We start from the raw sequence: 23190 nt of genomic DNA on the forward strand, positions 1-23190 counted from the left end.
CGCTTGTCTGTTTCAAATTCACGTGACGCCCGCGTGACACGTGCGGCCCATGCGGCTAAGCAGGCTTAAAATTCCAATGGGAGGCCTCATGCCGGTTCTGAAATCCAGCCTTGATGTATCCGGTAGCAAATTTGCCGCCAATCGCAGCGCGATGGAGGCATTGCTTGCCGAACTGCACACAAAGACGGAAGAGGCCGCGCTGGGTGGCCCCGAAGCGAGCCGTCAGCGCCATGTCGAGCGGGGCAAGCTGCTGCCGCGTGAGCGGGTCGAGCGCCTCCTGGACCCGGGCAGTGCCTTTCTGGAGATCGGCGCGCTGGCCGCCAATGGCATGTACGACAATGACGCCCCCGGCGCGGGCCTGATCACCGGCATCGGCCGTGTCGAGGGCCGCGAGTGCCTGATCGTCTGCAATGATGCGACAGTGAAGGGCGGCGCCTATTTCCCGATGACGGTGAAGAAGCACCTCCGCGCGCAGGAAATCGCGCTGGAGAACCATCTGCCCTGCATCTATCTGGTCGATAGCGGCGGCGCGAACCTGCCGCACCAGTCCGAAGTCTTCCCGGACCGCGAGCATTTCGGCCGCATCTTCTACAATCAGGCGCAGATGAGCGCGAAGGGCATCCCCCAGATCGCGTCTGTCATGGGCAGCTGCACGGCAGGCGGCGCCTATGTGCCGGCCATGAGCGACGAGACGGTCATCGTGCGCAAGCAGGGCACCATCTTTCTCGGTGGCCCTCCGCTGGTGAAAGCGGCGACAGGGGAGGTGATCTCCGCCGAAGACCTTGGCGGCGCGGACGTGCATGCCCGCCAGTCTGGTGTGGCAGACCATTATGCCGCCCATGACGCCCATGCGCTGGCCATCGTGCGCTCTATCGTCCGCACACTGGCAACCCCGAAGCCACAGCCCTTTGAGCTGACCGAGCCAGCCGAGCCGCTTTACGACCCGGCAGAACTGAACGGTCTTGTGCCGCAGGATGTGCGAGAGCCTTATGATGCCCGCGAAGTGATCGCGCGACTCGTCGACGGGTCTGAATTCCATGAGTTCAAAAAGCTCTATGGCGAAACCATTGTGTGCGGCTTTGCACGCCTTTACGGCATGCCGGTCGCGATCCTCGCCAATAATGGCATCCTGTTTTCCGAAAGCGCCCAGAAGGCGGCGCACTTCATTGAACTGGCAGACCAGCGCCGCATTCCGCTTGTCTTCCTGCAGAATATAACCGGCTTTATGGTCGGCTCGAAATATGAGGCCGGCGGCATCGCCAAGGACGGCGCCAAGATGGTGACCGCCGTCGCTACCGCCAGCGTGCCGAAATTCACGGTGGTAACCGGCGGCAGCTTCGGCGCAGGAAATTACGGCATGTGCGGCCGGGCCTATTCCCCCCGCTTCCTGTTCATGTGGCCGAATGCGCGTATTTCCGTCATGGGGGGAGAGCAGGCTGCCAGCGTGCTCGCCACCGTCAAGCGCGACGGTATTGAGCGCAAGGGCGGGGAGTGGTCCGCTGACGAGGAAGAGGGCTTCAAACAGCCGATCCGGGATCTCTATGAGGCCGAAGGTTCGCCTTACTTCTCGACTGCGCGGCTCTGGGATGATGGCATCATTGCCCCGTCAGACACGCGCCGCGTTCTGGGGCTAGCCCTTTCGGCCAGCCTCAACGCTCCGTTCCCAGACCGTGGGTTCGGCGTCTTCCGTATGTAGGGAGCGCTGGCTGGCGCAATTATTACAATTCGTTCGTGAACCCCTTTTCACGCATCATTACCGGACTTCCGGCGTACATTGAGCATGGCCGCTCTGGTCAGCGGCCGGAAACGTCAAAGGAGTTCGGAGATGATCATGCGCACCAGCTTTCTTGTCACCGCAGCCATGTCGACGGCCCTGATGGGCCATGCAGGCGAAATGCCTGACTTCTCATTGCTGGACCTGGATGATGATGGTCTGATCACTGAGGATGAGTTTGTGAGCTACAAAGCCAACGCGGGCATGGCCAGCGAGGCTGAAGCAAAAGCAAAGTTCACCAAGCTGGACCTCAATTCGAACGGGACTGTCTCCGAAGAGGAACTTGCCAAAGCTCTTGACGCATGGCGGGGACAGTCCGGGCCCAAGGAAGCGAGCAGGGTATCGACGCCTGATTGGTAGTCTGCCTGCTCTGTCTTCCGAATGGGGGGCTCGCCGGTCCTGCGAGCCCCCTTTTTCCTGACCGCTTCTTGATTGCTGCGCCGGATACCTCACCTTGAAAAGGATGGACGATAGAGAGATCACCCGCCTGCAGAAACGTATCGCGCGGCAAGACCCCGGCACGTTTCACTTTCCTGAAATTTACGGGCCCGAATGGGACCAGCTCTATATCGGAGACAAGGTCCGCAAGGGCCGCGATTTCCTTGAGGCCGTGCGGGCTGGCAAATTCCCCGGCGTCGAGGACACAGGCGAAAAGCGTAATGGCGGCCGCCTCTATCGCTGGCAGGGGGAATGAGGCGGCAGGCATTCGCCTCTTCTCGACTCGGCCACGCGACGGTATGCACCCTGCAACTCAAAAGGGCAGGGCATGGCACCCAACAGATTCGATTTCATACGCCTTGGTCTGGCCTCGACCGTTTTTGTCTACCACGCCATTGCGCTGAGCGCGTTGATGCCGTGGAGGGGTCTGGAAAGAAGCTTCGCTGAGGCAGCTGAAATTGCCATCCAGGGCTTTTTCATCGTTTCCGGCGCGCTGGTTGCCGGGTCTTTGTTCCGCTCTGCCAGCCTGGCTGACTATGCAGGCAAGCGCATCCGGCGGCTCTATCCGGCCTATGCTGTCGTGGTTCTTGTTCCGGCCCTGGTCAGCCTGGTTTTGACCGGCGATGTGATGGGGGTGGGTAAATACCTGGCCGCCAATCTCGTCTTCCTCAATTTCCTGTCTCCCACACTGCCGGGCCTGTTCGAGGGCAATCGCTTTACGGAAGTGAATGGGGCGCTGTGGACCCTCAAGATCGAGGTCATGTTCTATCTCGCTCTGCCGCTGATCGCAGTGTTTCTGAAAGCCATGGGGCGGTGGCGCTGGCTCGGCCTGCTTGCACTCTACATGGTAGGGGAGGCCTGGCGGATGTGCGTTCCGGTTTTTCTGGATCATCCGCTGGCGCCAGAGGTCGCCCGCCAGCTGCCCGGGCAGATGGCCTTTTTCGCCAGCGGAATTGCGCTGCGGTATTTGTGGGATAATGCGAAGGCCCGGCCGATCCTTTACGGGGGGATCGGGGCACTCCTGTTTGCGGCGAGCGAGCTCAGCCCCATGCTGCAGCCGTTGCGGGCTGTAGGGCTGACAGGGCTGATCGCGTCGGTCGCCTTCCTGCCGGGGCCATCTCTGAACGCAGCACGATATGGGGATATCAGCTATGGCGTCTACATCACGCATTTCCCCATCTTGCAGGGACTGGTGGCGGTTGGTGTGTTCGCGGGCGCGGGCCTGGTTGGCGGCTTCGCGCTGTCTGCGCTTCTTGTAGTGGGGGCCAGTTTTATGCTGTGGCATGTTGTAGAGAGACGCGCCTTGCGTCCCTCCAGCCACTACCGCAAGGTGGCAGCCAGTAATGTACAGGAATGAAATCCATGCGTGATGCCGAATATGATCTGATCCAGCTTGAGATGACGCAGGAAGGCCTCGCGGTCGTCACACTGAACCGGCCGGATGTACACAATGCCTTTAATGCGGAGCTGATTGCCGAGCTGACAGATGCTTTCAAATCCATCGCCGACCAGCGCACCATCCGCATGATGATCCTGCGCGGCAACGGCCAGAGCTTCTCGGCGGGCGCTGACCTCAACTGGATGAAGCTGGCCGCAGAAGTTCACACGCAGAGCGATAATGAGCGCGACGCCATGAATCTGGCAGAGATGCTGCGCGCCCTTTACGAGATGCCGCAGATGACGCTGGCGCTGGTACGCGGCGCTGCCATGGGCGGCGGGGCCGGTCTGGTGGCTGCGTGCGATGTGGCCGTTGCCATGAAGGACACCAAGTTCCGCTTCTCTGAAGTGCGGCTCGGCCTCACCCCGGCGACCATCAGCCCCTTTGTCATTGAGGCTATCGGGGCTCGCACGGCCCGGGCCCTGTTCGTGACGGCTGAGACCTTTGACGCTGACTATGCCGAGAAGATCGGCCTCGTCCAATATGTGGTCGAGGACGAGAAGGCCATGCTCGCCATGGAAGAGCATCTCGCCAATCTTGTCTTCTCCGCCGCGCCCGGCGCGATTGCGGATGCCAAGGAATTGGTGCGCGATGTCGCCGGCGTGTTCATTGACCGCGAGGTCAGCCACGAGACATCCCGGCGCATTGCTGCCCGCCGTGCTTCGGATGAGGGCAAAGAAGGCGTCACAGCCTTCCTCGAAAAGCGCAAGCCGGGCTGGAACCGCTAGGCGCTGAAAGTGGGGATGGGCGCTCCCTAAACGGGAATGCCCATATCCCTCAGAAAGTGCATGGTTGCGTCCACCGGATTGATGCCGGTGAGGGATTCTATCTGGTTCTGGAACACATAGGCGACCACGCCGAATAACAGGATATAGATCGCAAACTGTAACAGGGACTTCAGGATGAAGGCGCCTGCGCTGCCGGCAACCATGCCGATGGCACCCAGAATGATGGCGGCCGTGACGGGCTCAAGATTGCTGACATCCTGCGCCTGCGTATAGCCGATATATCCGCCGACAACGGCGCCCACGATGCCTGCGACACTGCTGAGCCGCACACCTGAAGCATAGGCCATGAGATCACTCCCCTTGGTTTCTCTGTATTAACCCTTACGACAGGTAATGGGTTGGGGCAAAGCCGGAAAATAGCCCCCTGGGCCCGGCGCACGCCCTTGGCTGGCCGTATTGGCGCCGTGATCGGAGGCGATAGAGGCTGCATGACACGAACAGGACCCACCTCTGCCCGAGCCCGGACCTATCTCCATGCGGCCCGCGCGGCCCTGCATGCGCGGTTCGTCAAAGGGCCGTGGAGCCAGGCTGCGTTCGAATTTGTCACCTTCGGCATCAAACAGGGATGGGCCTGTCTGTTCGGCGGGCTGATGCTGGGCCTCTTGCTGGGAACCTTCCTCTGGTATCCGGACGCGGCCCCCCTGGCGCGCTATGACGTCCTTGTCCTTGGCGCGGTTGGCATTCAGATCATGATGCTCTGGACCGGGCTGGAGACCTGGGAAGAGGCGAAGATCATCTTCGTTTTCCACATTGTCGGCACGGTGATGGAACTGTTCAAGACAGCCCATGGCAGCTGGATCTATCCGGAGGCGAGCCTGCTGCGCATCGGCGCGGTGCCGCTGTTTACCGGCTTCATGTATGCGGCCGTTGGCTCCTACATCGCGCGCGTATGGCGCATCTTCGATTTCCAGTTTGACCGCTTTCCACCCCTCTGGCTGCAGGGCGTGCTGGCTGCGGCGATCTATGTGAATTTCTTTGCCCATCACTGGCTGCCGGATGTCCGGATCGCGCTCTTCATCGCGACGGCGCTGATTTATGGCCCGTGCCTCATCTGGTTTCGCGCCGACGAGACGCAAAGGCCAATGCCGCTCGTGATCGGCTTCCTGTTGGTGGCGCTTTTTATCTGGTTTGCCGAAAATCTTGGAACATTCGCCCGCGCCTGGGCCTATCCCGGGCAAGAACATGGCTGGCACATGGTCTCTTTATCAAAACTCGGTTCGTGGTATCTGCTTATGATCATAAGTTTTGTCCTGGTCGCCGCCATTCACAAAGGCGCGCGCCGGGTGCCGGGAGGGCCCTCAGATGAAGATCCAGAAGCTGCTCGTCGCGAACCGGGGCGAGATCGCCTGCCGCATCTTTGAAACATGCCGGGAGCTGGGCATCGCGACCGTCGCGGTCTATTCCGATGCCGATGCGCGCGCCAAGCATGTGCGAGAGGCCGATGAGGCCGTGCATATCGGTCCTGCGCCAGCGCCGGAAAGTTATCTGAAGGGCGAGACCATCATTGCGGCGGCCAGTGCTGTCGGCGCGGATGCGATCCATCCGGGCTATGGCTTCCTGTCCGAGAATGCCGACTTTGCCGAGGATGTGCGCAATGCGGGGCTCATCTGGGTCGGTCCGTCGCCCAAGGCGATCCGATCCATGGGGCCCAAGGATGAGGCCAAGCGCATTGCCGAGGAGGCCGGTGTGCCCGTGCTGCCCGGCTATCGCGGCGAGGCGCAAGATGCCGAAACACTCACCAAGGCGGCCAAGGAGATCGGTTTCCCGCTGCTAATCAAGGCCGTGGCCGGGGGAGGGGGACGCGGCATTCGCCTTGTCTCCAAGGCGGCGGAGTTGAAGGCCGAACTGGAAAGCGCCGTGCGCGAGGCCGAAAGCGCCTTTGGCGATGGTCGCGTGATGCTGGAAAAACTGGTCCAGCAGCCGCGCCATATCGAGGTGCAGGTATTCGGTGACTCGCATGGCAATGTTGTCCATCTGTATGAACGCGACTGTTCGCTACAGCGCCGCCGTCAGAAAGTGATCGAGGAAGCGCCCGCCCCCGGCATGCCGGAAGAGGTGCGCGCCGCGATGACAGACGCCGCCGTCCGGCTGGCTCAGGCGGTCGGCTATGAGGGTGCTGGCACGGTGGAATTCATCGTGGACGGATCAATGCCTCTGGCCAAAGACACGTTCTGGTTCCTTGAAATGAACACCCGTCTTCAAGTGGAGCATCCGGTGACCGAGATGATCACCGGGCAGGATCTGGTCGCCTGGCAATTGCTGGTCGCGAGCGGCGGGGAGCTGCCGCTCAGCCAGGCAGACATCCCTCTGATAGGCCATGCCATTGAGGCGCGGATTTGCGCCGAAGACCCCGCCGACGGGTTCCGCCCCGGCGCGGGCCTGATCCTGGAGTTCGGCCTGCTGGAGCCGGTCGATGGCGAGATCATTCGTTGGGATGCGGGCTTTGAAACGGGCGATCGTGTCCCGTCCAATTATGATTCCATGATCGCCAAATTGATCGTGTCCGGCGAGACGCGGGATGAGGCGATTGATCAGTTGACGGAGGCCCTGTCGCACACACAGCTGGCTGGTGTGCCATCGAATACCGGCTTCCTGCGCCGCTGCGCGCTGTCTGATGCCTTTCGCACGGGGACGCATCATGTGAACTGGATTGCCGAGCAGGGCGAAGCCCTGACCCAGCCGCCCGGCGCGCATCAGCACGCCTGTGTTCTGGCCGTATGCGATATCGAACTGGATGATGCAGGCGCCGTCATGCCCTGGGATATTCGCGATGGCTTCCGGGCCAATGCCCATGCGGTGCGTAAGGCGGCCGTCGCTGTGGACACGGATGCCGACTGGTTCGATCCGGCCGAGCATGAGGTGGACCCGGAGGCTCCGCTGCCCTTCGTGACGGATCTGTCCCCGCGCCGCTATGCGGTGACGACGGGCGGTGACACAGTGCTGGTTGAGGTGCCGGATTATGACGCTGATGTCGAAGCGGTTCTGGGCGGCGACAGTGTCAGCGCGCCGATGCCGGGCAAACTGCTCGCCGTGAATGTGAAGCCGGGCGACACTGTGGCCAAGGGCGATGCGGTGGCCGTGATGGAAGCCATGAAGATGGAGCACAGCCTGGCCGCCCCGCGCGACGGCATCGTGGAGTCCGTCGAGGCCGCCACGGGCGATCAGGTCGCCGAAGGGGATGTTCTGGTTACGCTTGAGGCGGAGTAAATCTCTCGTCCCGCCCATGCCTGAACTTCGCTTAGCATGAATGTGGGCTCAACATGAGTCTGGTCAAAGAGGGGATAGAAACAACTTGTCCTGTGTGAGGGGACAAGGGGCCCCGGAGTAACCCCCACCTTCCAGATGCTGGTGTGATCCCGGATGTGCCGGTTTGGAGATCGGCATACCCTGTCTGCGGCCGATGGCTTGGGTGTGGTGACCGCAGAGGAGGAAACGTCTGGAAGGTGAGGGCCGCTGCGTAACCTAGGCTGCGACAGCGTAACCGTGATGGATCTGCACCGGCGCGCGATGGGCTTCGGCGCGATAACGGCGGTGCACGATTGGCGGCGCGCAGATTTCCCCGAAATGATTGGCGGCGCGGGCGCTCGCCTCGGTCTTGAGGATCAGCTCGCCATATTCATTCTTCTCGACACTGACCTTTGCGGCAGAGCCGTCTGCTTCCGCGGCCCAGAACTCAATGCCGCCCATGGCCAGCTCGATGGCCTGGTCCAGTTCCATGCGGAAACCGTCTCCGAAGACAACATCCTTCGCATGGGCCGGGTCAAACTCACATCCCTTGATGACCAATTGTACCATTGTGCAACTCCTCAAGATTTCGGGGCTGGGGCCCGGTGTTCCGCGTGTTCTTCAATATGAGAACATAAGCAGAATATTCATCTTTTGGAAAGGAAAAAGTTCCGACTTTGTTCTAAAAAATGAAAACGCAGAGGAAATCAGGGGCTTAACCGTCCAAATTCATTCCGGTGCGGTTTATGACCTAGCCCTGCAGACGCTCCAGCGCCCGCTCACGACCGATCAGGGGCAGAAGGGCGCCCATGTCGGGGCCGTGGTCCTGGCCGGTCAGCGCCTTGCGCAGAGTCATGAACAGGCCGCGGCCCTTGCGTCCGGTCTCTGCCTTCACGGCATTGGCCCATTGGCTCCAGGTCTCGCCCGTCAGCTCCCCCTCCGGCAGCAGACCGGCGGCTGTGGTGACGAACTCCTTGTCCTCATCATCAATCACCGGGGTGATCGTGCCGAACACGGTCTCCACCCATGCGGCGACGTCCGGCAGCAGGGAGCAGTTCGCGCGCACCACGGTCCAGAAGGCTTCATCGGCGGCGCGCGGGTCAACCGCTGCGAGGCGATCCTTCACCGCCTCAAAGGGCAGGGCGTGCAGCAGCGTGGCGTTGACGGCCAGCAGCTCGGCCTCGTCAAAACGCGCCGGGGCGCGGCCGATCTTGTCAAAGCTGAATTCCTCGACCAGCTGGTCCAGCGTCTCGCGCGCCTCGACATTGTCGGACGTGCCGATCTTTGCCAGCAGGCTGCAGACCGCCATCGGCTCATAGCCCTGCGCGCGCAGCTCGCCCATGGAGAGTGAGCCGAGCCGTTTCGACAGGCCCTGGCCATCCGCGCCGATCAGCAGCGGCGTGTGCGCCATGTCCGGCGCCGTGCCGCCAAGTGCCTTGAAGATCTCGATCTGCGCGCCGGAATTGGTGACGTGGTCTTCCCCGCGCACGACATGCGTAATGCCGGCTTCGATATCATCCACCACAGAGGGGAGGGTGTAGAGGTAAGAGCCATCCTCGCGGATCAGGATCGGGTCCGACAGGCTGGACGTGTCGATGCTTTGCGGGCCGCGCACAAGGTCGTTCCACTCGACGCGCTCGCCCGACAGCTTGAAGCGCCAGTGCGGCTTGCGGCCTTCGGCTTCCAGCTTGGCCTTCTCCTCATCGCTGAGGTCCAGCGCCGCGCGGTCATAAACCGGCGGGCGACCGCGGGAGAGGGCGATCTTGCGCTTGCGCTCTAGCTCGTCAGCGGACTCAAAGCAGGGATAGAGCAGGCCCATTCCGCGCAGCTTTTCGGCGGCTGCGTCATATTCGCCAAACCGGTCGGACTGGTTGAACGTATCGGCCCAGACCAGGCCCAGCCATTCGAGATCCACCTTCAGCGCATCTTCATACTCCTTTGTGGAGCGTTCTGTGTCGGTATCGTCGATGCGCAGGATGAACTTGCCCTGCTGACCCTTGGCATACAGCCAGTTGATCAGTGCGGTACGCACATTTCCGACGTGCAGACGGCCGGTGGGCGAAGGGGCAAAACGAACAATCGGTGCAGTCATGGGGTCAAACCTGTGTCTCTTAAGGCGCTTTCGACATCAAATTGCGGAAAAAGCCAAGGGAGGGATGCCACATTGTTGCTATTGTTTATGATAATGTGAGACGGGCAGGTGAGTCGCCATCTAGGAGATGTGGATGAAACGGGGCTGGATTTTGGCTGCAGCGGGGCTGCTTGCGGCCTGTGGGGAACGGGCTGAAGAGCCGATCGAAACAGATGTGACGGTGGTGGAAGCCCCCGAACCCATTGAAACACCTGCAGAAATTGCGAAATCGGATGTCGAGACGGACTATCAGGCCGTCTCCGGCTATGGCGAGGGATGGTATGTCAGCCCCGGCTGGCCGGGCGAATATCCGGCCGGGTTTGCCGTGCTGGACCCGGGCGTTGTCGTGAATGGCTGGTCACAGCCGAATTCCAGCGTGCCGGTAGATCTGGAATGCGCGCTGCCGCAATACGCCAACTACCAGTTGTGGAACCGCGACCGGGTGGAGCAGGACGATCTCGACTTCTTCGTCGCCACGAAGACCTTTCCGGTGACACTCTCTCAGGATGCGTCCATCGAATATGTCTCCGATACCGGCATCAAGACGCTGGATCTGAAGGCCGGCGACCAGCTGACCTATCTGCGCTATCTGGGGGAGGGGTTCACCATCGTCTCCTTCGGTGGCGAGGAGTATGACATCAACGAGGCCGAGCTGCGCGAGATCAGCGATATCGCCAGCCTGCCAGCGCCGACAGAAGACCAATGGGTCAATGTCGCTTGCGAGGATGGCAGCCGCGCCTGGCTGCTCTATGCCACCATGGTAGACTTGCCGGGTGTCGTGGCGTCTCCGATCATGGGCTATGGCGAGGCGTCAGACATCGCGCCCGATGATGTGGCAGAGGTGCGCGCCGGCGCAGCGGCCATGGCAGCGGCCTATGAGGGCATCGAGCCAGAGGCCGCACTGCCGGATCAGGAATAGCCCCGAAAAGGAGCAGGCCTGACCCGCAACAGCGCCTCGGCCCTCAATTGTCCCGGAAGCGGTTCGTGATCGGATAGCGCCGGTCGCGGCCAAAATTCTTGCCGCCGACTTTCACGCCCGGCGGGGCCTGGCGGCGCTTGTATTCCGCGATGTAGAGCAGATGCTCGATCCTTTTGACCAGCGCCCGGTCATGCCCGCGCGCCAGAATGGCCTCGATTGGCTCTTCCTGGTCCACCAGCCCGCGCAGAATGTCATCCAGCACGTCATAGGGCGGCAGGGAGTCTTCATCCTTCTGGTCCTCGCGCAGCTCTGCCGAGGGCGGCTTGGTGATGATCCGTTCCGGGATGACTTCGCCGCCGGGGCCCAGCGCGCCCTTTGGCACGGCTGTATTGCGCCACTTGGCCAGTTCGAACACTTCGGTCTTGTAGAAATCCTTCAGCGCATTGTAGCCGCCGCACATATCGCCATACAGCGTGGCATAGCCGACGGCCATCTCGCTCTTGTTGCCGGTCGTCACCACCATGTGGCCGAACTTGTTCGACAGCGCCATCAGGGTCATCCCGCGCAGGCGGGACTGGATGTTCTCTTCCGTCGTGTCCGGCTGGGTTTCGGCAAAGGCGCTCGCCAGCATCTCTCCCATCGCGTCCACGCCGGGGCGGATATTGATCGTGTCATAGCGCACGCCCAGCGCCTCGGCGCAGGCTTTCGCATCCTCCAGGCTTTCGCTGGACGTATATTTTGACGGCATCATCACGCACCAGACACGATCCGCGCCCAGAGCGTCCACGGCAATCGCCGCCGTCAGCGCCGAGTCGATCCCGCCGGACATGCCCAGCACGACGCCGGGGAATTTGTTCTTGTTGACATAGTCGCCCAGCGCCAGCGTGGCGGCGCGATATTCCGCCTCCCAGCCTTCGGTCAGGCTGGCCTGTACGTCGCTTTCAAAGCGGTGCGTTTCGCCATCATAGGTGACCATCGCCATGCCGGTAACGAAATCGCCCAGCAGCTGATGCTCTGTTCCGTCATGATCGACCGCATACGAACTGCCATCAAAGACGAGTTCGTCCTGCCCGCCCACCTGATTGACGAACAGATAGGGCACGCCCGTCTTGTGCCAGGCGGAAAAGCTGGTGTGGCGCTCCACCTGCACGGTGCGCCGCCACGGGCTGCCATTCGGCACGATCAGCATTTCCGCGCCCGCCTCGGCCAGCATGCCCGGCACGCGCGGATACCAGATGTCCTCACAGATCGCGATGCCCAGCGTCACGCCGTTCAGCTCGAACAGGGGCGGCGGGCCTTCGCCGGCGTCAAAGATGCGCTTCTCGTCAAACACGCCATAATTGGGCAGTTCGCGCTTGTCATAGCGCCCGGTGATCTTGCCGCCCGCCAGCCAGACAACGCTGTTATGGCGCTTGCCATGCTCTGCCCAGGGGCTGCCGATCAGAATGGCCGGGCCGTCTGCCGTGTCCTCGGCCAGCGCCTCAACGGCCTTCATGGAATCTTCCACGGCGGCAGATTTCAGCACCAGGTCTTCCGCCGGATAGCCCAGAATGAACAGCTCCGACAGCACGACCAGGTCTGCCCCGCGCGATTTGCCCTCAACCAGCGCCTGCCGCGCCAGCTCCAGATTGCCCGCAATATCCCCCACCACAGGGTTCAATTGCGCGACCAGAATGTTCAGCTTTTTGCTCATAGGGAGCATTTAGGCCGCTGCGGGGGGATTAGCAATTGGTGTGGTGGGTTATCACGTCGCAGCATGTTAGTAGGATTGGCAAAGTCGATTTTTCATCGAGCGTTTCTGATTTTCCAGAATGGGTTTGGTTATAAATGGATGGCTTGCTTTTCGAGGCTTTTGATCAATGCGAGGTGGTCGTCTGTCGGGATGGGAGCAGCAGAGTAAAAGATACTCTGCTCGAAATCAGAACCGAACTTTCGTTCCAGCCGAAACGGCGAGGGTTTGATACCAGCTATATGTGACTCATCGGCAGCAAACATAATTCCAGCCGGCACATACGTGATGGCGTCTCGACCTGTATGGCTTTTGAGCGAACGTGAAATTTCGGACGCGGCTGCGCTGTACACGGATAGAAATTTAAGTACTTGGTCGTCGCATCGAACAAGAACTTCACTTCCGTATGCGCGATTGAGGCGGTGGGTTTCAATTCGCTTCCAGCCAACTTTCGCTTCCATCCACTGCTCCAAATCGTTGAGAAAGGCTTCAAGAATCGAAGTGTTGCACTGAGCGCGAACGATCACGCCATCGTTGTAGATTTCCAGAGATCTAATGGACGCTTTGTTGAAGGTGCCGTGCTGAAATGCTTGCTTGTCCGATTGCAGTTCCTGCGGAGTCGGCCATCCCTTGAATTGATACTTCTCCACCAGCATTTCGGTAGCTTTGAACATATTGACCTTCTGCTCGGCGTTTCCCGCCCAGAATAGTGAGGTTACCGTACTCTGGTTGATCGATAGTAGCTCCATGGCTTGGGTCCTTGGTGTCAGCTGAAGTTGAGCTAGTTAGTTGAAGAGCGAGTTCAAAAAATGACGGATTTTTGTGGGCAGTTTGGTTCTCAGATCGCTCAATGTTGGCGATTGCGTCCTCATATTTTTCAATCTCAATCTTGAGCCTCGCATCCATCGCCTCGGCAAGTCGAAGAAGCGTTTCCATTTTCCATGTGGGGGCGGATGATTGTTCGAACCGCGAAATAGCGGACTGCTTCATATCAACTTTTTTGGCCAATTCGGCCTGCGTGAGCTGTCGGTCTTCTCGAAGGTTCCGATAGAATTCCGGAATGCTTTGTTCCAATTCCGCCCGAAACCATTCCCGTCGAAACTCTGGGTCAGATTTGATGCGTTCAGCAACTCGATTATCAATGGATCGTATCATTGGTCGTTTGCGTTCCCTTTGTGATCGCGGTCATCCGGGCTTTGGCGTTATCAAGTTCTCGCTTTGGAGTTTTTCTTGTCTTCTTCTCGAAGCAATTGACGAAAACTGCTGCCTCGTCGTGGAAGAAATAGAGAAGTCGGTACTCGCGCTTTTTGTGTTTAATCTTCAGCTCGAACAGGCCGTCACCTAACGGTTTTGAATCGGTCCGCATTGCGCCTCCTTTTTCCTCAAGAAGCTTCATCAGCCTCCTGGACCTAGCTTCTGCGCCTGCTTCCAGCTCGGCAAGGAACTCGTCCACGACGTTACCGAACTGTTTTAAAGCAACACTCATATAACACCAAGGTTATTTATTTCCAAGTGTAGGATTTTAAATATATAACACAAAAGTGATAATTTGCAAAACGCGTACCTATGTCGCCTTTGCGGTGATGAAATTCAATCAAAGCGTATGAATATTCAATGCCATTCCCCTCATTGGTTGATTCACGTGGAGGACTATTCAGAGGGGGGCATTCTCATCGGTTTGCAGCGCCGCCCGAACCGCGTATCCCAACGGCCTCAGTTTTCGCAGCGTATCCTAGGCCACCTGTTCCGGCGTATTGGCCTCCTGCCGCAACCGCCGTGCGCGGTAAATATCAGGATTGCGAGTCAAAGAGCATTCCTTCCACAAAAGCACGATACCACCCCTCTCCCTCGGGAGAGGGGCAGGGGTGAGGGCTAACCGAAGTTTCCGCGAAGACAGCACACGCTGCACCTCCGGATTATCTCAGCCCCGCACCTTCGCCCTCTGCCGAACCTCCGTGTCCCCTCATCCCCAACCCTTCTCCCCTGGGAGAAGGGGGCGCGAATGGCAACCCACCCCTCTCCCTCGGGAGAGGGGCAGGGGTGAGGGCTAACCGAAGTTTCCGCGAAGACAGCACACGCTGCACCTCCGGATTATCTCAGCCCCGCACCTTCGCCCTCTGCCGAACCTCCGTGTCCCCTCATCCCCAGCCCTTATCCCAGGGGAGAAGGGGCGTCCCCAATCCGTCGTAACCCAAGTTTCCACGAAGACAGCCCACGCTGCAACTCCGGATTATCTCAGCCCCGCACCTTCGCCCTCTGCCGAACCTCCGTGTCCCCTCATCCCCAGCCCTTATCCCAGGGGAGAAGGGGCGTCCCCAATCCGTCGCATAAGCCCCGCCCATAGACTTTGCCGTATGAGCAAGACGGCGGAATTTCTTTCCTGTGGGCTGGAGCGGGCGCGGGGCGCGGTTGTGTCTGTGGTGGGCATGGCCGATTTGCAGACCGGAGCACGAGACCTGACGCATGGCTTGCTGGCGCGGGCCAACGGCCGGCTGAGGCAGGTGGAGGCAATTGTCCGCCGCCTGATCTTCCTGATGGCCCTGTCGGTACAGCTGGCCCCCACCGCGCCGCGCAAGCGGGGTGAGGCGGGAGAGCCGGGCCTGCCCGCCGGCCTGCCGGAGGGCACAGAGCTCGCCATCTTTCCGCGCGCCTATCAGCACCGCCTGCAGCTTTTGCCGCCCCGCACGCCCTTTGCGGTAACGGGGCAGGGGTGGGACAGTTTTGGGGCTGTTTCGGTGCAGTCTGAAGACCGTTCCAGAGCCAAGCCTGATCCGCGCCGCCTGATTGCGCGCATCGTGGCGGTGCAGCGCGTTCTGGCCGCGCCAGAGGCCCATGCCAAGCGCCTGGCGCGCAGCCTGAAACGCCTGCAGGCGAAGGGAGAGCCAAAGCCCATGATCGGGCCGGTCGAGAGCGCTTTTCGTCTGTCGCCGGAACTTGGCGCCATTGCGAGCCTGCTGCCCGGCATGATCCGGGCGGGGCTGGAAAGCTGGGAAAGCTCCGGCTGAATTTTCTGAAAAATCAGATCTGTTTGCCGGGGCGCGGGGGGCGTTTCCGGCTGCACCTGCTGGCCCCGTTACAGCTGCGCGTCAGGAGACTTTCAATTCGTCCCGTTTCATGTCGCGGGCAAAACAGGTCTGGTTGCGGCCACTTCTCTTGGCGGCATAGAGCGCCTTGTCGGCCGTCTCGCAAAGCTCGACATGTTCGGTCGCATCATGCGGCGCGCACGCCACCCCGATGGAGGCGCTGACCCGAACGGTCTTGCCATTGGACAGGGAATAGGGTTCGCTCAGCCGCTCATTCAATCGGTCGGCCAGGCCCATAATGGCCAGATAGGATGGCATCGCATTGCAAATGATGAAGAACTCATCGCCGCCCGCGCGCACGGCCATATCGCCATCCCGGATGACGGACCTGATCCGTGAGGAGACGGCCTTCAGCACTTCATCCCCCGCGCCATGGCCATAAGTATCGTTCACCGCCTTGAAGCCATCCAGATCCAGCGCCAGCAGGTAAAGCGGTGTCCGCGGTGTGGCTTTTCTTACCAGGTTCGGGATCGTTTCCTGATATGCGCGCTTGTTGGACAGACCGGTCAGCGGGTCCGTATAGGCCAGTTTGCGCACCTCTTCATGCTCTTGCATATAGCTGCTCATGTCATCGACCGTGCCAAGATAACCCGCTATTTTACCCTGATCATCGAAACGCGGTTTGCCAGAGAGCAGCAGGTTGTATTTGGCACCGCTGGCGTCGGTAAAGACGCCCCGAACGCCCTGGTAGGCGCTCAGTGTGCTGATGGCATTGGCAATGATAGACAGATTCTTGTCGTCCATCTGGATGATATCCAGATAGTCACATCCGACAATTGTTTCGCGCCCGCCCTGAAAATAATCCAGCGCTGCACCCTCGGCATAAATCACCCGGCCTTGCAGATCCGTTTCCCAGAACAGATCCGAGGCCAGGGTGGCAAAATTCGCCAGTCTCTGAAGCGCTGCCTGGGTGACTTCATGTTCCTGCTCAAGCTGATGGAAATTGCGCCGGATGGTCTTGTCCGCGGGCCAGAAGATCAGCAGCATTTCGCCGATGATTGTCAGGATTGCGGCATAGAGAGAGTAATCCTGCACGGTCGTCAGCCTCAGGCTGCGACGGCTGGCCATCGCCTCGAACGCATCGGCAGCTTCCCTCAGTTGCGCGCTCAACTCGCCGTCGGCCATCCGCTCAATATCCCGAAGCGCAGACTCTGTGCCCCGTGTATCAACCAGGATCCAGTTCACATCACCAATCAGCCGCAGGACCAGAGCGTGGATTGAGTTTTCGCCGGTGGAGTAAAGGTCATGCAGGAAGGGGTCTTCCTGGCTCAGCTTCACCAACTCATAATGTGACTTTTCGAACAGAAGGGCACTTTCCTCCAGCCTCGCACGCATCTCTTTGGAGGGGGCTTCCGCATAATCATGGCTCAGATGTGCAATCTGCTCCAACAGCATGCGCTGGCGGCCACTCATATTGATCGCGGCTGCATCATGCACACCGTGGCGCAGTTCAGCGCGCGAAAACATGTGACTGGTAAACAGCAGGCCCAGGATCAGGCTGATCGCGACAGCGTACCGGGGCCAAAAGGATTTCAGACGCATCGGCCTGCCTGGCCGAGCCGCTTTCATCCTCTTGAGAAGTTTTGGCACAGTGAGTGACATAGCCTAGGTTTACCTTAACAGAGTTAGGGGCAACTTTGGCTGTGTGAAATAATTGACCGGCCCGTCGTCAGGCTTTGTTAACCTAGATATCCAGCTCTTCGACGAAAGCTGCGTTCTCCTGAATGAAGCGAAAGCGCAATTCGGCCTTCTTTCCCATCAGCGTATTGATCAATTCCTCGGCTGGAATCTCAACATCATCAATGGCTTCCAGAGTCACCCTGGCCAGCGTGCGCGTGGACGGATTCATCGTGGTTTCCTTCAGCTGCGCAGGGTTCATCTCACCAAGACCTTTGAAGCGGGTCATGTCGACTTTCTGGTTCGGCTTGAAGTTATCTTTCATCTTCTGCGCCCGGTCCGCATCATCCATGGCATAGACGATCGTGCCCTTGTTGGAGAGCTTGTAGAGCGGGGGCATGGCCAAGAACAGGCGGCCGCTTTCGATCAGGCCTGGCGTCATCCGGTAGAAGAATGTGATCAGCAGGCTGGCAATGTGCGCGCCGTCAACGTCAGCATCTGTCATGATGATGATGCGGTCATAGCGCAGATCATCCATGTTGAATTTCTTGCCAAGCGCCGTGCCCAGAGCAAGCGCGAGATCATTGATCTCCTGATTGTTCATCATCTTGTCGAGCGAGGCGCTTTCGACGTTCAGGATCTTGCCGCGCAGGGGCAGGATGGCCTGGGATTTCCGGTCGCGCGCCTGCTTGGCTGAGCCACCAGCGGAATCACCCTCGACCAGGAACAGCTCTGTGCCTTCCGGGCCCTTGTCGGAACAGTCGGCCAGCTTGCCGGGCAGGCGAAGTTTCTTGGTGGCGGATTTGCGCGAAATCTCTTTCTGCTTGCGGCGGCGCTGGCGTTCTTCGGCGCGTTCAACAGCCCAGCCGAGCAGCTTTTCAGCTTCTTTCGGAGAGCCGGCCAGCCAGTGGTCAAACCGGTCGCGTACGGAGTTTTCAACCAGGCGGAAGGCGGCCGTAGTGGACAGCTTGTCTTTCGTTTGTCCGACGAATTCAGGCCCCTTGATAAACACAGACAGCAGCAGGCCGGAATGGCCCATAATGTCTTCCGCCGTGATCTCTGCGGCTTTCTTGTTGCCGGTCAGGTCTCCGAAATTGCGCAGGCCCTTTGTGATGGCCGCGCGGAAGCCGGCTTCGTGGGTGCCGCCGTCCGGGGTCGGAATGGTGTTACAATATGAGCGGGCAAAGCCGTCCGCTTCGCCAAAGCCGGCGCGCGTCCAGGCAATGGCCCATTCGACCTTGCCTTCGCCGCCCTGATCGACCAGCCCGGTAAAGGCTGCATCGGTGATCGTCGCCTTGCCTTTGAAAACTTCGTCCAGCTGGTCAGCCAGACCATTGGGATAGGAAAGGGTGGCTTCGGCCGGAACCTTGGAGTCTTCCGGCAGCAGGGCCGGATCACAGCTCCAGCGCACTTCCACGCCGCGATAGAGATAAGCCTTGGAGCGCGCCATTTGGAACAGGCGGGCAGGGCGGAAGCGCAGCTTTTCGCCAAAGATCTGGAAATCCGGTTTGAAGCGGACAGAGGTGCCCCGGCGGTTCGGCGCGCTGCCGACCTTTTTCAGCTTGTCCTGCGGAATGCCGCGCGAAAAGGTCTGCCGGTAAAGCACCTTGTCGCGAGCCACTTCCACTTCGACCAGTTCCGACAGCGCGTTGACGACAGAAATCCCGACGCCGTGCAGGCCGCCAGCCGTCTCATATGCCTTGTCGGAGAATTTGCCGCCGGCATGAAGCGTCGTCATGATGACTTCGAGGGCGGATTTCTTGGGGAATTTCGGGTGCGGATCGACCGGAATGCCGCGACCATTATCTGTCACCGTGATGAAGCCTTCGGTATCGAGCTTGATCTCGATGCGGCTGGCATGGCCGGCAACGGCTTCGTCCATGGAATTGTCGAGCACCTCGGCAAAGAGGTGGTGATAGGCGCGCTCATCGGTGCCGCCGATATACATGCCTGGCCGCTTGCGGACAGGTTCAAGGCCTTCAAGGACTTCAATATCCTTTGCCGAATAGCCGGTACTTTCTGTACTCATTTGGTCAAACAGCTTTGCTTGCTTGGCGGCAGCCATATGATGTCTCCGTAAAGGGGGCACGACTCAGTGCCGATATGGGAGGACATAAGATGACTGCCTCGATTAATACCCCGTTAACCCTGGTGAGTGGTGTCACACTCCCGAACCGTCTTGTGAAGGCGGCCATGACAGAGGGACTCGCTGATCCCCGCAACCAGGTAACTGAAGCGCATCTGACATTGTATCGCCGCTGGGCGGAAGGTGGCATTGGCGGCATGATCACAGGAAATGTGCAAATTGACCGCAATCATCTCGAGCGTGCCGGGAATGTGGTCATCGATGGAACACCTTCCAGTGAAGAGATGAGTCGGCTGTCACGCTGGGCAGAGGCAGGCAAGTCCCGGGGCGGCGTGATGATCATGCAGGTCAGCCATGCCGGGCGGCAGACGCCGAAGCTGATCAATCCGCGCCCCGCCGCGCCAAGCCCTGTGGCTCTGGGCCTGCCAGGCGGGCAGTTTGGCGAGCCAAGGGCGATGACAGCGGAAGAAATAAGCGCCGTGATCGAGGGGTTTGGCCGGGCAGCGAGTGCGGCGCAAAAGGCCGGCTTTGACGGCGTTCAGGTGCACGGCGCACATGGCTATTTACTCTCTTCATTCCTGTCGCCATTGGCGAACCAGCGTGAGGATGAGTATGGCGGCCCGCTGGAAAACCGGGCGCGGCTGTTGGTGGACTGCGTGAAGGAAGCCAAACGCGCAGGCGGCGCGGGCTTTTCAGTGTCGGTGAAGCTGAATTCGGCCGATTTCCAGAAAGGCGGCTTCAGTTTCGAGGACTGCCTGGCGGTGATCGACATTCTCAACGGTCTGGAGATCGACTTTGTGGAGATATCCGGCGGCAATTACGAGCAGCCGCGCATGATGGACATTGAAGGCATGCAGCCGGTCTTTGAGGAAAATGTGCGTGAAGCCACCCGCAAGCGCGAGGCATATTTCCTGAATTATGCCAAGGGCGTACAGGCGCGCAGCCAGCTGCCCCTGATGGTGACGGGCGGCTTCCGGACAGCTGAGGCGATGGAGTCTGCGCTGGCGGAAGGGGAGGCGGACCTGATCGGCCTTGGCCGGCCGCTCTGCGTGGACACGGATACGCCGGCAAAGCTGCTGTCAGGAGAGCTGAAGGAAGCCAGAAGCTGGGAGAAGACCTTGCGGCTGGGACCCGGCATTTTCGGCCCGAATTCGCCGTTCAAGCTGATCAAGACCCTCAATGGCTTTGGCGCCATGGGCTGGTTTTACGAGCAATTGCGCCTTTTGGGGGCAGGGGAGGCGCCGGACACGGATATGGGGGTGCTGTCTGCCTTCCTGTCCAATCAGCGCAAGGAGGCCGCCGCAGAGAAGGCGCGCAAGGCGGCAATGCCATGATTGTAACCAGTTTCCACAATTAGATGCGCGCTCCAGCGCATCCTGTGGCTTGAAGAGCCCCCCCTCGCGCTCCACATCTGGTTAAACGCCCGACTCCCGTCATGATTGGCATTTAGGGAAGAGGGTAGCCGAGCCGCCGCCTAGCCGGGGCTCACCATAATGAAGGAGGCATAGGACATGCCAAGAATCAAAAACCTTCCGGTGTTGCCGCTTCGGGACATCGTTGTGTTTCCAGACATGGTTGCGCCCCTGTTCGTGGGACGCGACAAATCTGTGCGCGCCCTCGAAATGATCGAGGAAGCCGATAACGAAATCATGCTCGTCGCCCAGCGCGACGCGGCAATTGACGATCCGGATGCCGATGACGTGCATTCGGTCGGCACAATTGCCACCATCCTTCAATTGCTGAAGCTGCCGGACGGTACGGTCAAAGTGCTGGTCGAAGGCCAGACCCGTGCCCGCCTGAACCAGCTGCACGATCGCGGTGATTATTTCGAAGCCGAGGTTGAGCGTCTGGACGAAGCCGAAGGTGCCGACGGAGACGTGCAGGCCCTGATGCGCGCCGTGCAGGAGCAATTCGAGAATTATGTGAAGCTGAACCGCAAGATTCCGCCGGAATCCGTCACCACGATTGCCGCGCTGACAGAGCCTGGCCGTCTGGCCGATGCGGTGGCCTCGAACCTGTCTGTCAAACTGTCTGAAAAGCAGGAACTGCTCGAACTTCCGGATGTGAAGGACCGTCTTGAGAAGGTCTTCGCCCTGATGGAAGGCGAGATGGGCATGCTGCAGATGGAGCGGAAGATCAAAAACCGCGTCAAACGGCAGATGGAGAAAACCCAGCGCGAATATTATCTCAACGAACAGATGAAGGCGATCCAGCGCGAGCTGGGTGAGCAAGGCGGCGAGGGCGGTGAACGCGACGAGCTGGCCGAGCTGGAGCAGAAGATTGCTGACGCCCCGCTGTCCGAAGAGGCACGCACCAAGGCCGAGGCCGAGATCAAGAAGCTGCGCCAGATGTCTCCGATGTCTGCGGAGTCAACGGTTGTTCGCAACTATCTCGATTGGCTGCTCGCCCTGCCATGGGGTACGCGCAAGGACATCCAGACCAATCTGGAAAAGGCCGAGACACAGCTTGATGATGACCATTATGGTCTCGACAAGGTGAAAGAGCGGATCCTGGAGTATCTCGCCGTGCAGAAACGCACTGGCAAGATGAAAGGCCCGATCCTCTGCCTCGTTGGCCCTCCGGGCGTGGGTAAAACCTCGCTGGGCCGGTCCATCGCCGAAGCCACGGGACGCGACTTTGTACGCGTGTCACTGGGCGGCGTGCGCGACGAGAGCGAGATCCGCGGCCACCGCCGGACCTATATCGGCTCCATGCCGGGACGGATCATCCAGTCCCTGAAGAAGACGAAATCGGGCAATCCGCTCTTCCTGCTGGACGAGATCGACAAGATGGGCATGGACCATCGCGGCGATCCGGCGTCCGCTCTGCTGGAAGTGCTGGATCCTGAGCAGAACTCGACGTTCAACGATCACTATCTGGAAGTCGATTACGACTTGTCAGACGTGATGTTCGTGACGACGGCGAACTCGCTCAACATGCCCCAGCCGCTTCTGGACCGGATGGAGATCATCCGCATCGCCGGCTACACGGAAGACGAAAAGGTGGAGATCACCAAACGTCACCTCATCCCGCAGGTTCGTGAAGATCACGGCCTGAAGGAAGGGGAGTGGACGGTGTCTGATGAAGCGATCCGTGACCTTGTCCGCTACTACACCCGCGAAGCCGGTGTCCGCAGCCTGAAGCGCGAGATTGCGCGTCTGGCCCGCAAGGCCGTGCGCAAGCTGGCCGATGCCGATGAGGCTGATGCCACGCTGGCCATCACGTCCGACAATCTGGCTGACTTCGCAGGCGTGCGGAAATTCCGTTACGGCCTGGCCGACGAAACCGACCAGCTGGGCGCTGTCACAGGCCTCGCCTGGACGGAAACCGGCGGCGACCTCCTCACCATCGAGGCGGTGAAGATGCCGGGTCGCGGCAATATGAAGGTCACGGGCAATCTGCGCGACGTGATGAAGGAATCGATCCAGGCGGCCAGTTCGCTTGTGCGCTCCCGCTCCGTCATGCTGGGCATCAAGCCGACCGTGTTCAACACGACGGACATCCACGTGCACGTGCCGGATGGCGCGACGCCGAAGGATGGCCCGTCAGCGGGTGTCGCCATGACGACAGCCATTGTCTCCCTGCTGACCGGCAATCCGGTCGACCGGGAAGTGGCGATGACTGGCGAGATCAGCCTGCGCGGACGTGTTCTGCCGATTGGCGGCCTGAAGGAGAAACTCCTGGCGGCGCTGCGCGGCGGCATCAAGACGGTGCTCATCCCGGAAGAGAACGAGAAGGATCTCGAGGAAATTCCGGAGAATGTGAAAACCGGCCTGAGAATCGTGCCCGTCTCGGACATCAATGAAGTGCTGAAGATCGCGCTGACGCGTCCGCTGACACCGATTGAATGGTCTGAAGCCGACGAGGCGGCCCTGCAGGCCTCCCTCGCTGGGCAGCCTAGCTCCGGCGCGGCAGATCCGGCGCGCCCGCACTAGGGCCTGTCCACAGCACAAACTGCAGAC

General features: G+C 60.1%; 19 protein-coding genes and 1 pseudogene. 11 read left to right on the plus strand and 9 right to left on the minus strand.

Going from position 1 to position 23190, the window contains the following annotated elements:
- Positions 1 to 88: 88 nt before the first annotated feature.
- The 5 genes from HY29_RS10820 to HY29_RS10840 all read left to right on the plus strand — a co-directional run bounded on the left by HY29_RS10820 (position 89) and on the right by HY29_RS10840 (position 4378).
- The gene (locus HY29_RS10820) at positions 89 to 1696 is read left to right on the plus strand and encodes a carboxyl transferase domain-containing protein (protein ID WP_034796909.1); all 1608 of its coding nucleotides are present in this window, start codon (positions 89 to 91) and stop codon (positions 1694 to 1696) included.
- A gap of 129 nt (positions 1697 to 1825) precedes the next feature.
- Positions 1826 to 2134 (plus strand): EF-hand domain-containing protein, encoded by a 309-nt coding sequence (locus HY29_RS10825; RefSeq protein ID WP_034796682.1) that lies wholly within the window; start codon positions 1826 to 1828, stop codon positions 2132 to 2134.
- A 103-nt stretch (positions 2135 to 2237) separates the two neighbouring features.
- A complete protein-coding gene (locus tag HY29_RS10830; protein WP_034796683.1) occupies positions 2238 to 2468 on the plus strand; it encodes a DUF1413 domain-containing protein in 231 nt (76 codons plus the stop codon).
- Positions 2469 to 2540: 72 nt separating this feature from the next.
- A complete protein-coding gene (locus HY29_RS10835) occupies positions 2541 to 3569 on the plus strand; it encodes an acyltransferase family protein (RefSeq protein ID WP_034796685.1) in 1029 nt (342 codons plus the stop codon).
- Between the two features lie 5 nt (positions 3570 to 3574).
- The gene (locus tag HY29_RS10840) at positions 3575 to 4378 is read left to right on the plus strand and encodes an enoyl-CoA hydratase-related protein (RefSeq protein WP_034796911.1); all 804 of its coding nucleotides are present in this window, start codon (positions 3575 to 3577) and stop codon (positions 4376 to 4378) included.
- A gap of 26 nt (positions 4379 to 4404) precedes the next feature.
- Here HY29_RS10840 and HY29_RS10845 read toward each other — a convergent pair whose 3' ends face one another.
- On the minus strand, positions 4405 to 4725 hold the full coding sequence (locus HY29_RS10845; RefSeq protein WP_034796686.1) for a hypothetical protein: 321 nt from the start codon (positions 4723 to 4725) through the stop codon (positions 4405 to 4407).
- A gap of 141 nt (positions 4726 to 4866) precedes the next feature.
- Between HY29_RS10845 and HY29_RS10850 the strand changes: the two genes are divergently transcribed.
- Both HY29_RS10850 and HY29_RS10855 read left to right on the plus strand, forming a co-directional pair.
- Positions 4867 to 5799, plus strand: a complete 933-nt coding sequence (locus HY29_RS10850) for a DUF817 domain-containing protein (RefSeq protein ID WP_081811359.1) — start codon at positions 4867 to 4869, stop codon at positions 5797 to 5799.
- Entirely contained in the window at positions 5741 to 7645 is a 1905-nt protein-coding gene (locus tag HY29_RS10855; RefSeq protein WP_034796687.1) for an ATP-binding protein, read from the plus strand. Before HY29_RS10850 ends, HY29_RS10855 begins: the two co-directional genes overlap by 59 nt.
- A 255-nt stretch (positions 7646 to 7900) precedes the next feature.
- On the opposite strand, the gene HY29_RS10860 is transcribed toward HY29_RS10855, so the two are convergent.
- Together HY29_RS10860 and gltX are read right to left on the minus strand one after the other, a co-directional pair.
- Positions 7901 to 8233 (minus strand): hypothetical protein, encoded by a 333-nt coding sequence (locus tag HY29_RS10860; protein WP_034796689.1) that lies wholly within the window; start codon positions 8231 to 8233, stop codon positions 7901 to 7903.
- 181 nt (positions 8234 to 8414) lie between these two features.
- Entirely contained in the window at positions 8415 to 9755 is a 1341-nt protein-coding gene (gene gltX, locus HY29_RS10865) for a glutamate--tRNA ligase (protein WP_034796690.1), read from the minus strand.
- 133 nt (positions 9756 to 9888) lie between these two features.
- On the opposite strand from gltX, the gene HY29_RS10870 reads away from it, so the two are divergent.
- Positions 9889 to 10713 carry a hypothetical protein gene (locus HY29_RS10870; RefSeq protein ID WP_155838290.1) on the plus strand — a complete coding sequence of 275 codons (825 nt, stop codon included), beginning with the start codon at positions 9889 to 9891 and terminating at the stop codon, positions 10711 to 10713.
- Between the two features lie 43 nt (positions 10714 to 10756).
- Here HY29_RS10870 and HY29_RS10875 read toward each other — a convergent pair whose 3' ends face one another.
- From HY29_RS10875 to HY29_RS10890, 4 genes and pseudogenes are all read right to left on the minus strand, one after another.
- Positions 10757 to 12406 carry an NAD+ synthase gene (locus HY29_RS10875; RefSeq protein WP_034796691.1) on the minus strand — a complete coding sequence of 550 codons (1650 nt, stop codon included), beginning with the start codon at positions 12404 to 12406 and terminating at the stop codon, positions 10757 to 10759.
- Positions 12407 to 12534: 128 nt separating this feature from the next.
- The gene (locus HY29_RS19705; protein ID WP_051601418.1) at positions 12535 to 13191 is read right to left on the minus strand and encodes a hypothetical protein; all 657 of its coding nucleotides are present in this window, start codon (positions 13189 to 13191) and stop codon (positions 12535 to 12537) included.
- Between the two features lie 139 nt (positions 13192 to 13330).
- Positions 13331 to 13597 (minus strand): annotated as a pseudogene (locus HY29_RS19875) (helix-turn-helix domain-containing protein); the annotation flags it as partial.
- On the minus strand, positions 13581 to 13928 hold the full coding sequence (locus tag HY29_RS10890; RefSeq protein ID WP_051601419.1) for a type II toxin-antitoxin system RelE/ParE family toxin: 348 nt from the start codon (positions 13926 to 13928) through the stop codon (positions 13581 to 13583). The pseudogene HY29_RS19875 and the gene HY29_RS10890, both read right to left, overlap by 17 nt.
- A gap of 868 nt (positions 13929 to 14796) precedes the next feature.
- Here HY29_RS10890 and HY29_RS10895 point away from each other — a divergent pair.
- Positions 14797 to 15447 (plus strand): hypothetical protein, encoded by a 651-nt coding sequence (locus HY29_RS10895; protein WP_034796703.1) that lies wholly within the window; start codon positions 14797 to 14799, stop codon positions 15445 to 15447.
- Between the two features lie 81 nt (positions 15448 to 15528).
- Here HY29_RS10895 and HY29_RS10900 read toward each other — a convergent pair whose 3' ends face one another.
- Together HY29_RS10900 and parE are read right to left on the minus strand one after the other, a co-directional pair.
- Positions 15529 to 17067, minus strand: coding sequence for a diguanylate cyclase (locus tag HY29_RS10900; protein ID WP_034796705.1), 1539 nt, complete (start codon positions 17065 to 17067; stop codon positions 15529 to 15531).
- Between the two features lie 142 nt (positions 17068 to 17209).
- A complete protein-coding gene (gene parE / locus HY29_RS10905) occupies positions 17210 to 19207 on the minus strand; it encodes a DNA topoisomerase IV subunit B (RefSeq protein WP_034796707.1) in 1998 nt (665 codons plus the stop codon).
- 53 nt (positions 19208 to 19260) lie between these two features.
- Between parE and HY29_RS10910 the strand changes: the two genes are divergently transcribed.
- Positions 19261 to 20562 (plus strand): NADH:flavin oxidoreductase/NADH oxidase family protein, encoded by a 1302-nt coding sequence (locus HY29_RS10910; protein WP_034796709.1) that lies wholly within the window; start codon positions 19261 to 19263, stop codon positions 20560 to 20562.
- Positions 20563 to 20739: 177 nt separating this feature from the next.
- Positions 20740 to 23163: an endopeptidase La gene (lon, locus tag HY29_RS10915; protein ID WP_034796711.1), complete on the plus strand. Its 2424-nt coding sequence runs from the start codon at positions 20740 to 20742 to the stop codon at positions 23161 to 23163.
- The last annotated feature ends 27 nt before the right edge of the window (positions 23164 to 23190 follow it).

Origin of the sequence: Hyphomonas beringensis (assembly GCF_000682755.1) — a bacterium.
GTDB classification, from domain to species: Bacteria; Pseudomonadota; Alphaproteobacteria; order Caulobacterales; family Hyphomonadaceae; genus Hyphomonas; species Hyphomonas beringensis.

What these genes read in the sequence shown, in the direction of transcription:
- HY29_RS10820 (WP_034796909.1), top strand. Translation starts at nt 89, where the DNA reads ATGCCGGTTCTGAAATCCAGCCTTGATGTATCCGGTAGCAAATTTGCC.
- HY29_RS10825 (WP_034796682.1), top strand. Translation starts at nt 1,826, where the DNA reads ATGATCATGCGCACCAGCTTTCTTGTCACCGCAGCCATGTCGACGGCC.
- HY29_RS10830 (WP_034796683.1), top strand. Translation starts at nt 2,238, where the DNA reads ATGGACGATAGAGAGATCACCCGCCTGCAGAAACGTATCGCGCGGCAA.
- HY29_RS10835 (WP_034796685.1), top strand. Translation starts at nt 2,541, where the DNA reads ATGGCACCCAACAGATTCGATTTCATACGCCTTGGTCTGGCCTCGACC.
- HY29_RS10840 (WP_034796911.1), top strand. Translation starts at nt 3,575, where the DNA reads ATGCGTGATGCCGAATATGATCTGATCCAGCTTGAGATGACGCAGGAA.
- HY29_RS10845 (WP_034796686.1), bottom strand. Translation starts at nt 4,725, where the DNA reads ATGGCCTATGCTTCAGGTGTGCGGCTCAGCAGTGTCGCAGGCATCGTG.
- HY29_RS10850 (WP_081811359.1), top strand. Translation starts at nt 4,867, where the DNA reads ATGACACGAACAGGACCCACCTCTGCCCGAGCCCGGACCTATCTCCAT.
- HY29_RS10855 (WP_034796687.1), top strand. Translation starts at nt 5,741, where the DNA reads ATGAAGATCCAGAAGCTGCTCGTCGCGAACCGGGGCGAGATCGCCTGC.
- HY29_RS10860 (WP_034796689.1), bottom strand. Translation starts at nt 8,233, where the DNA reads ATGGTACAATTGGTCATCAAGGGATGTGAGTTTGACCCGGCCCATGCG.
- gltX (WP_034796690.1), bottom strand. Translation starts at nt 9,755, where the DNA reads ATGACTGCACCGATTGTTCGTTTTGCCCCTTCGCCCACCGGCCGTCTG.
- HY29_RS10870 (WP_155838290.1), top strand. Translation starts at nt 9,889, where the DNA reads ATGAAACGGGGCTGGATTTTGGCTGCAGCGGGGCTGCTTGCGGCCTGT.
- HY29_RS10875 (WP_034796691.1), bottom strand. Translation starts at nt 12,406, where the DNA reads ATGAGCAAAAAGCTGAACATTCTGGTCGCGCAATTGAACCCTGTGGTG.
- HY29_RS19705 (WP_051601418.1), bottom strand. Translation starts at nt 13,191, where the DNA reads ATGGAGCTACTATCGATCAACCAGAGTACGGTAACCTCACTATTCTGG.
- HY29_RS10890 (WP_051601419.1), bottom strand. Translation starts at nt 13,928, where the DNA reads ATGAGTGTTGCTTTAAAACAGTTCGGTAACGTCGTGGACGAGTTCCTT.
- HY29_RS10895 (WP_034796703.1), top strand. Translation starts at nt 14,797, where the DNA reads ATGAGCAAGACGGCGGAATTTCTTTCCTGTGGGCTGGAGCGGGCGCGG.
- HY29_RS10900 (WP_034796705.1), bottom strand. Translation starts at nt 17,067, where the DNA reads ATGCGTCTGAAATCCTTTTGGCCCCGGTACGCTGTCGCGATCAGCCTG.
- parE (WP_034796707.1), bottom strand. Translation starts at nt 19,207, where the DNA reads ATGGCTGCCGCCAAGCAAGCAAAGCTGTTTGACCAAATGAGTACAGAA.
- HY29_RS10910 (WP_034796709.1), top strand. Translation starts at nt 19,261, where the DNA reads ATGACTGCCTCGATTAATACCCCGTTAACCCTGGTGAGTGGTGTCACA.
- lon (WP_034796711.1), top strand. Translation starts at nt 20,740, where the DNA reads ATGCCAAGAATCAAAAACCTTCCGGTGTTGCCGCTTCGGGACATCGTT.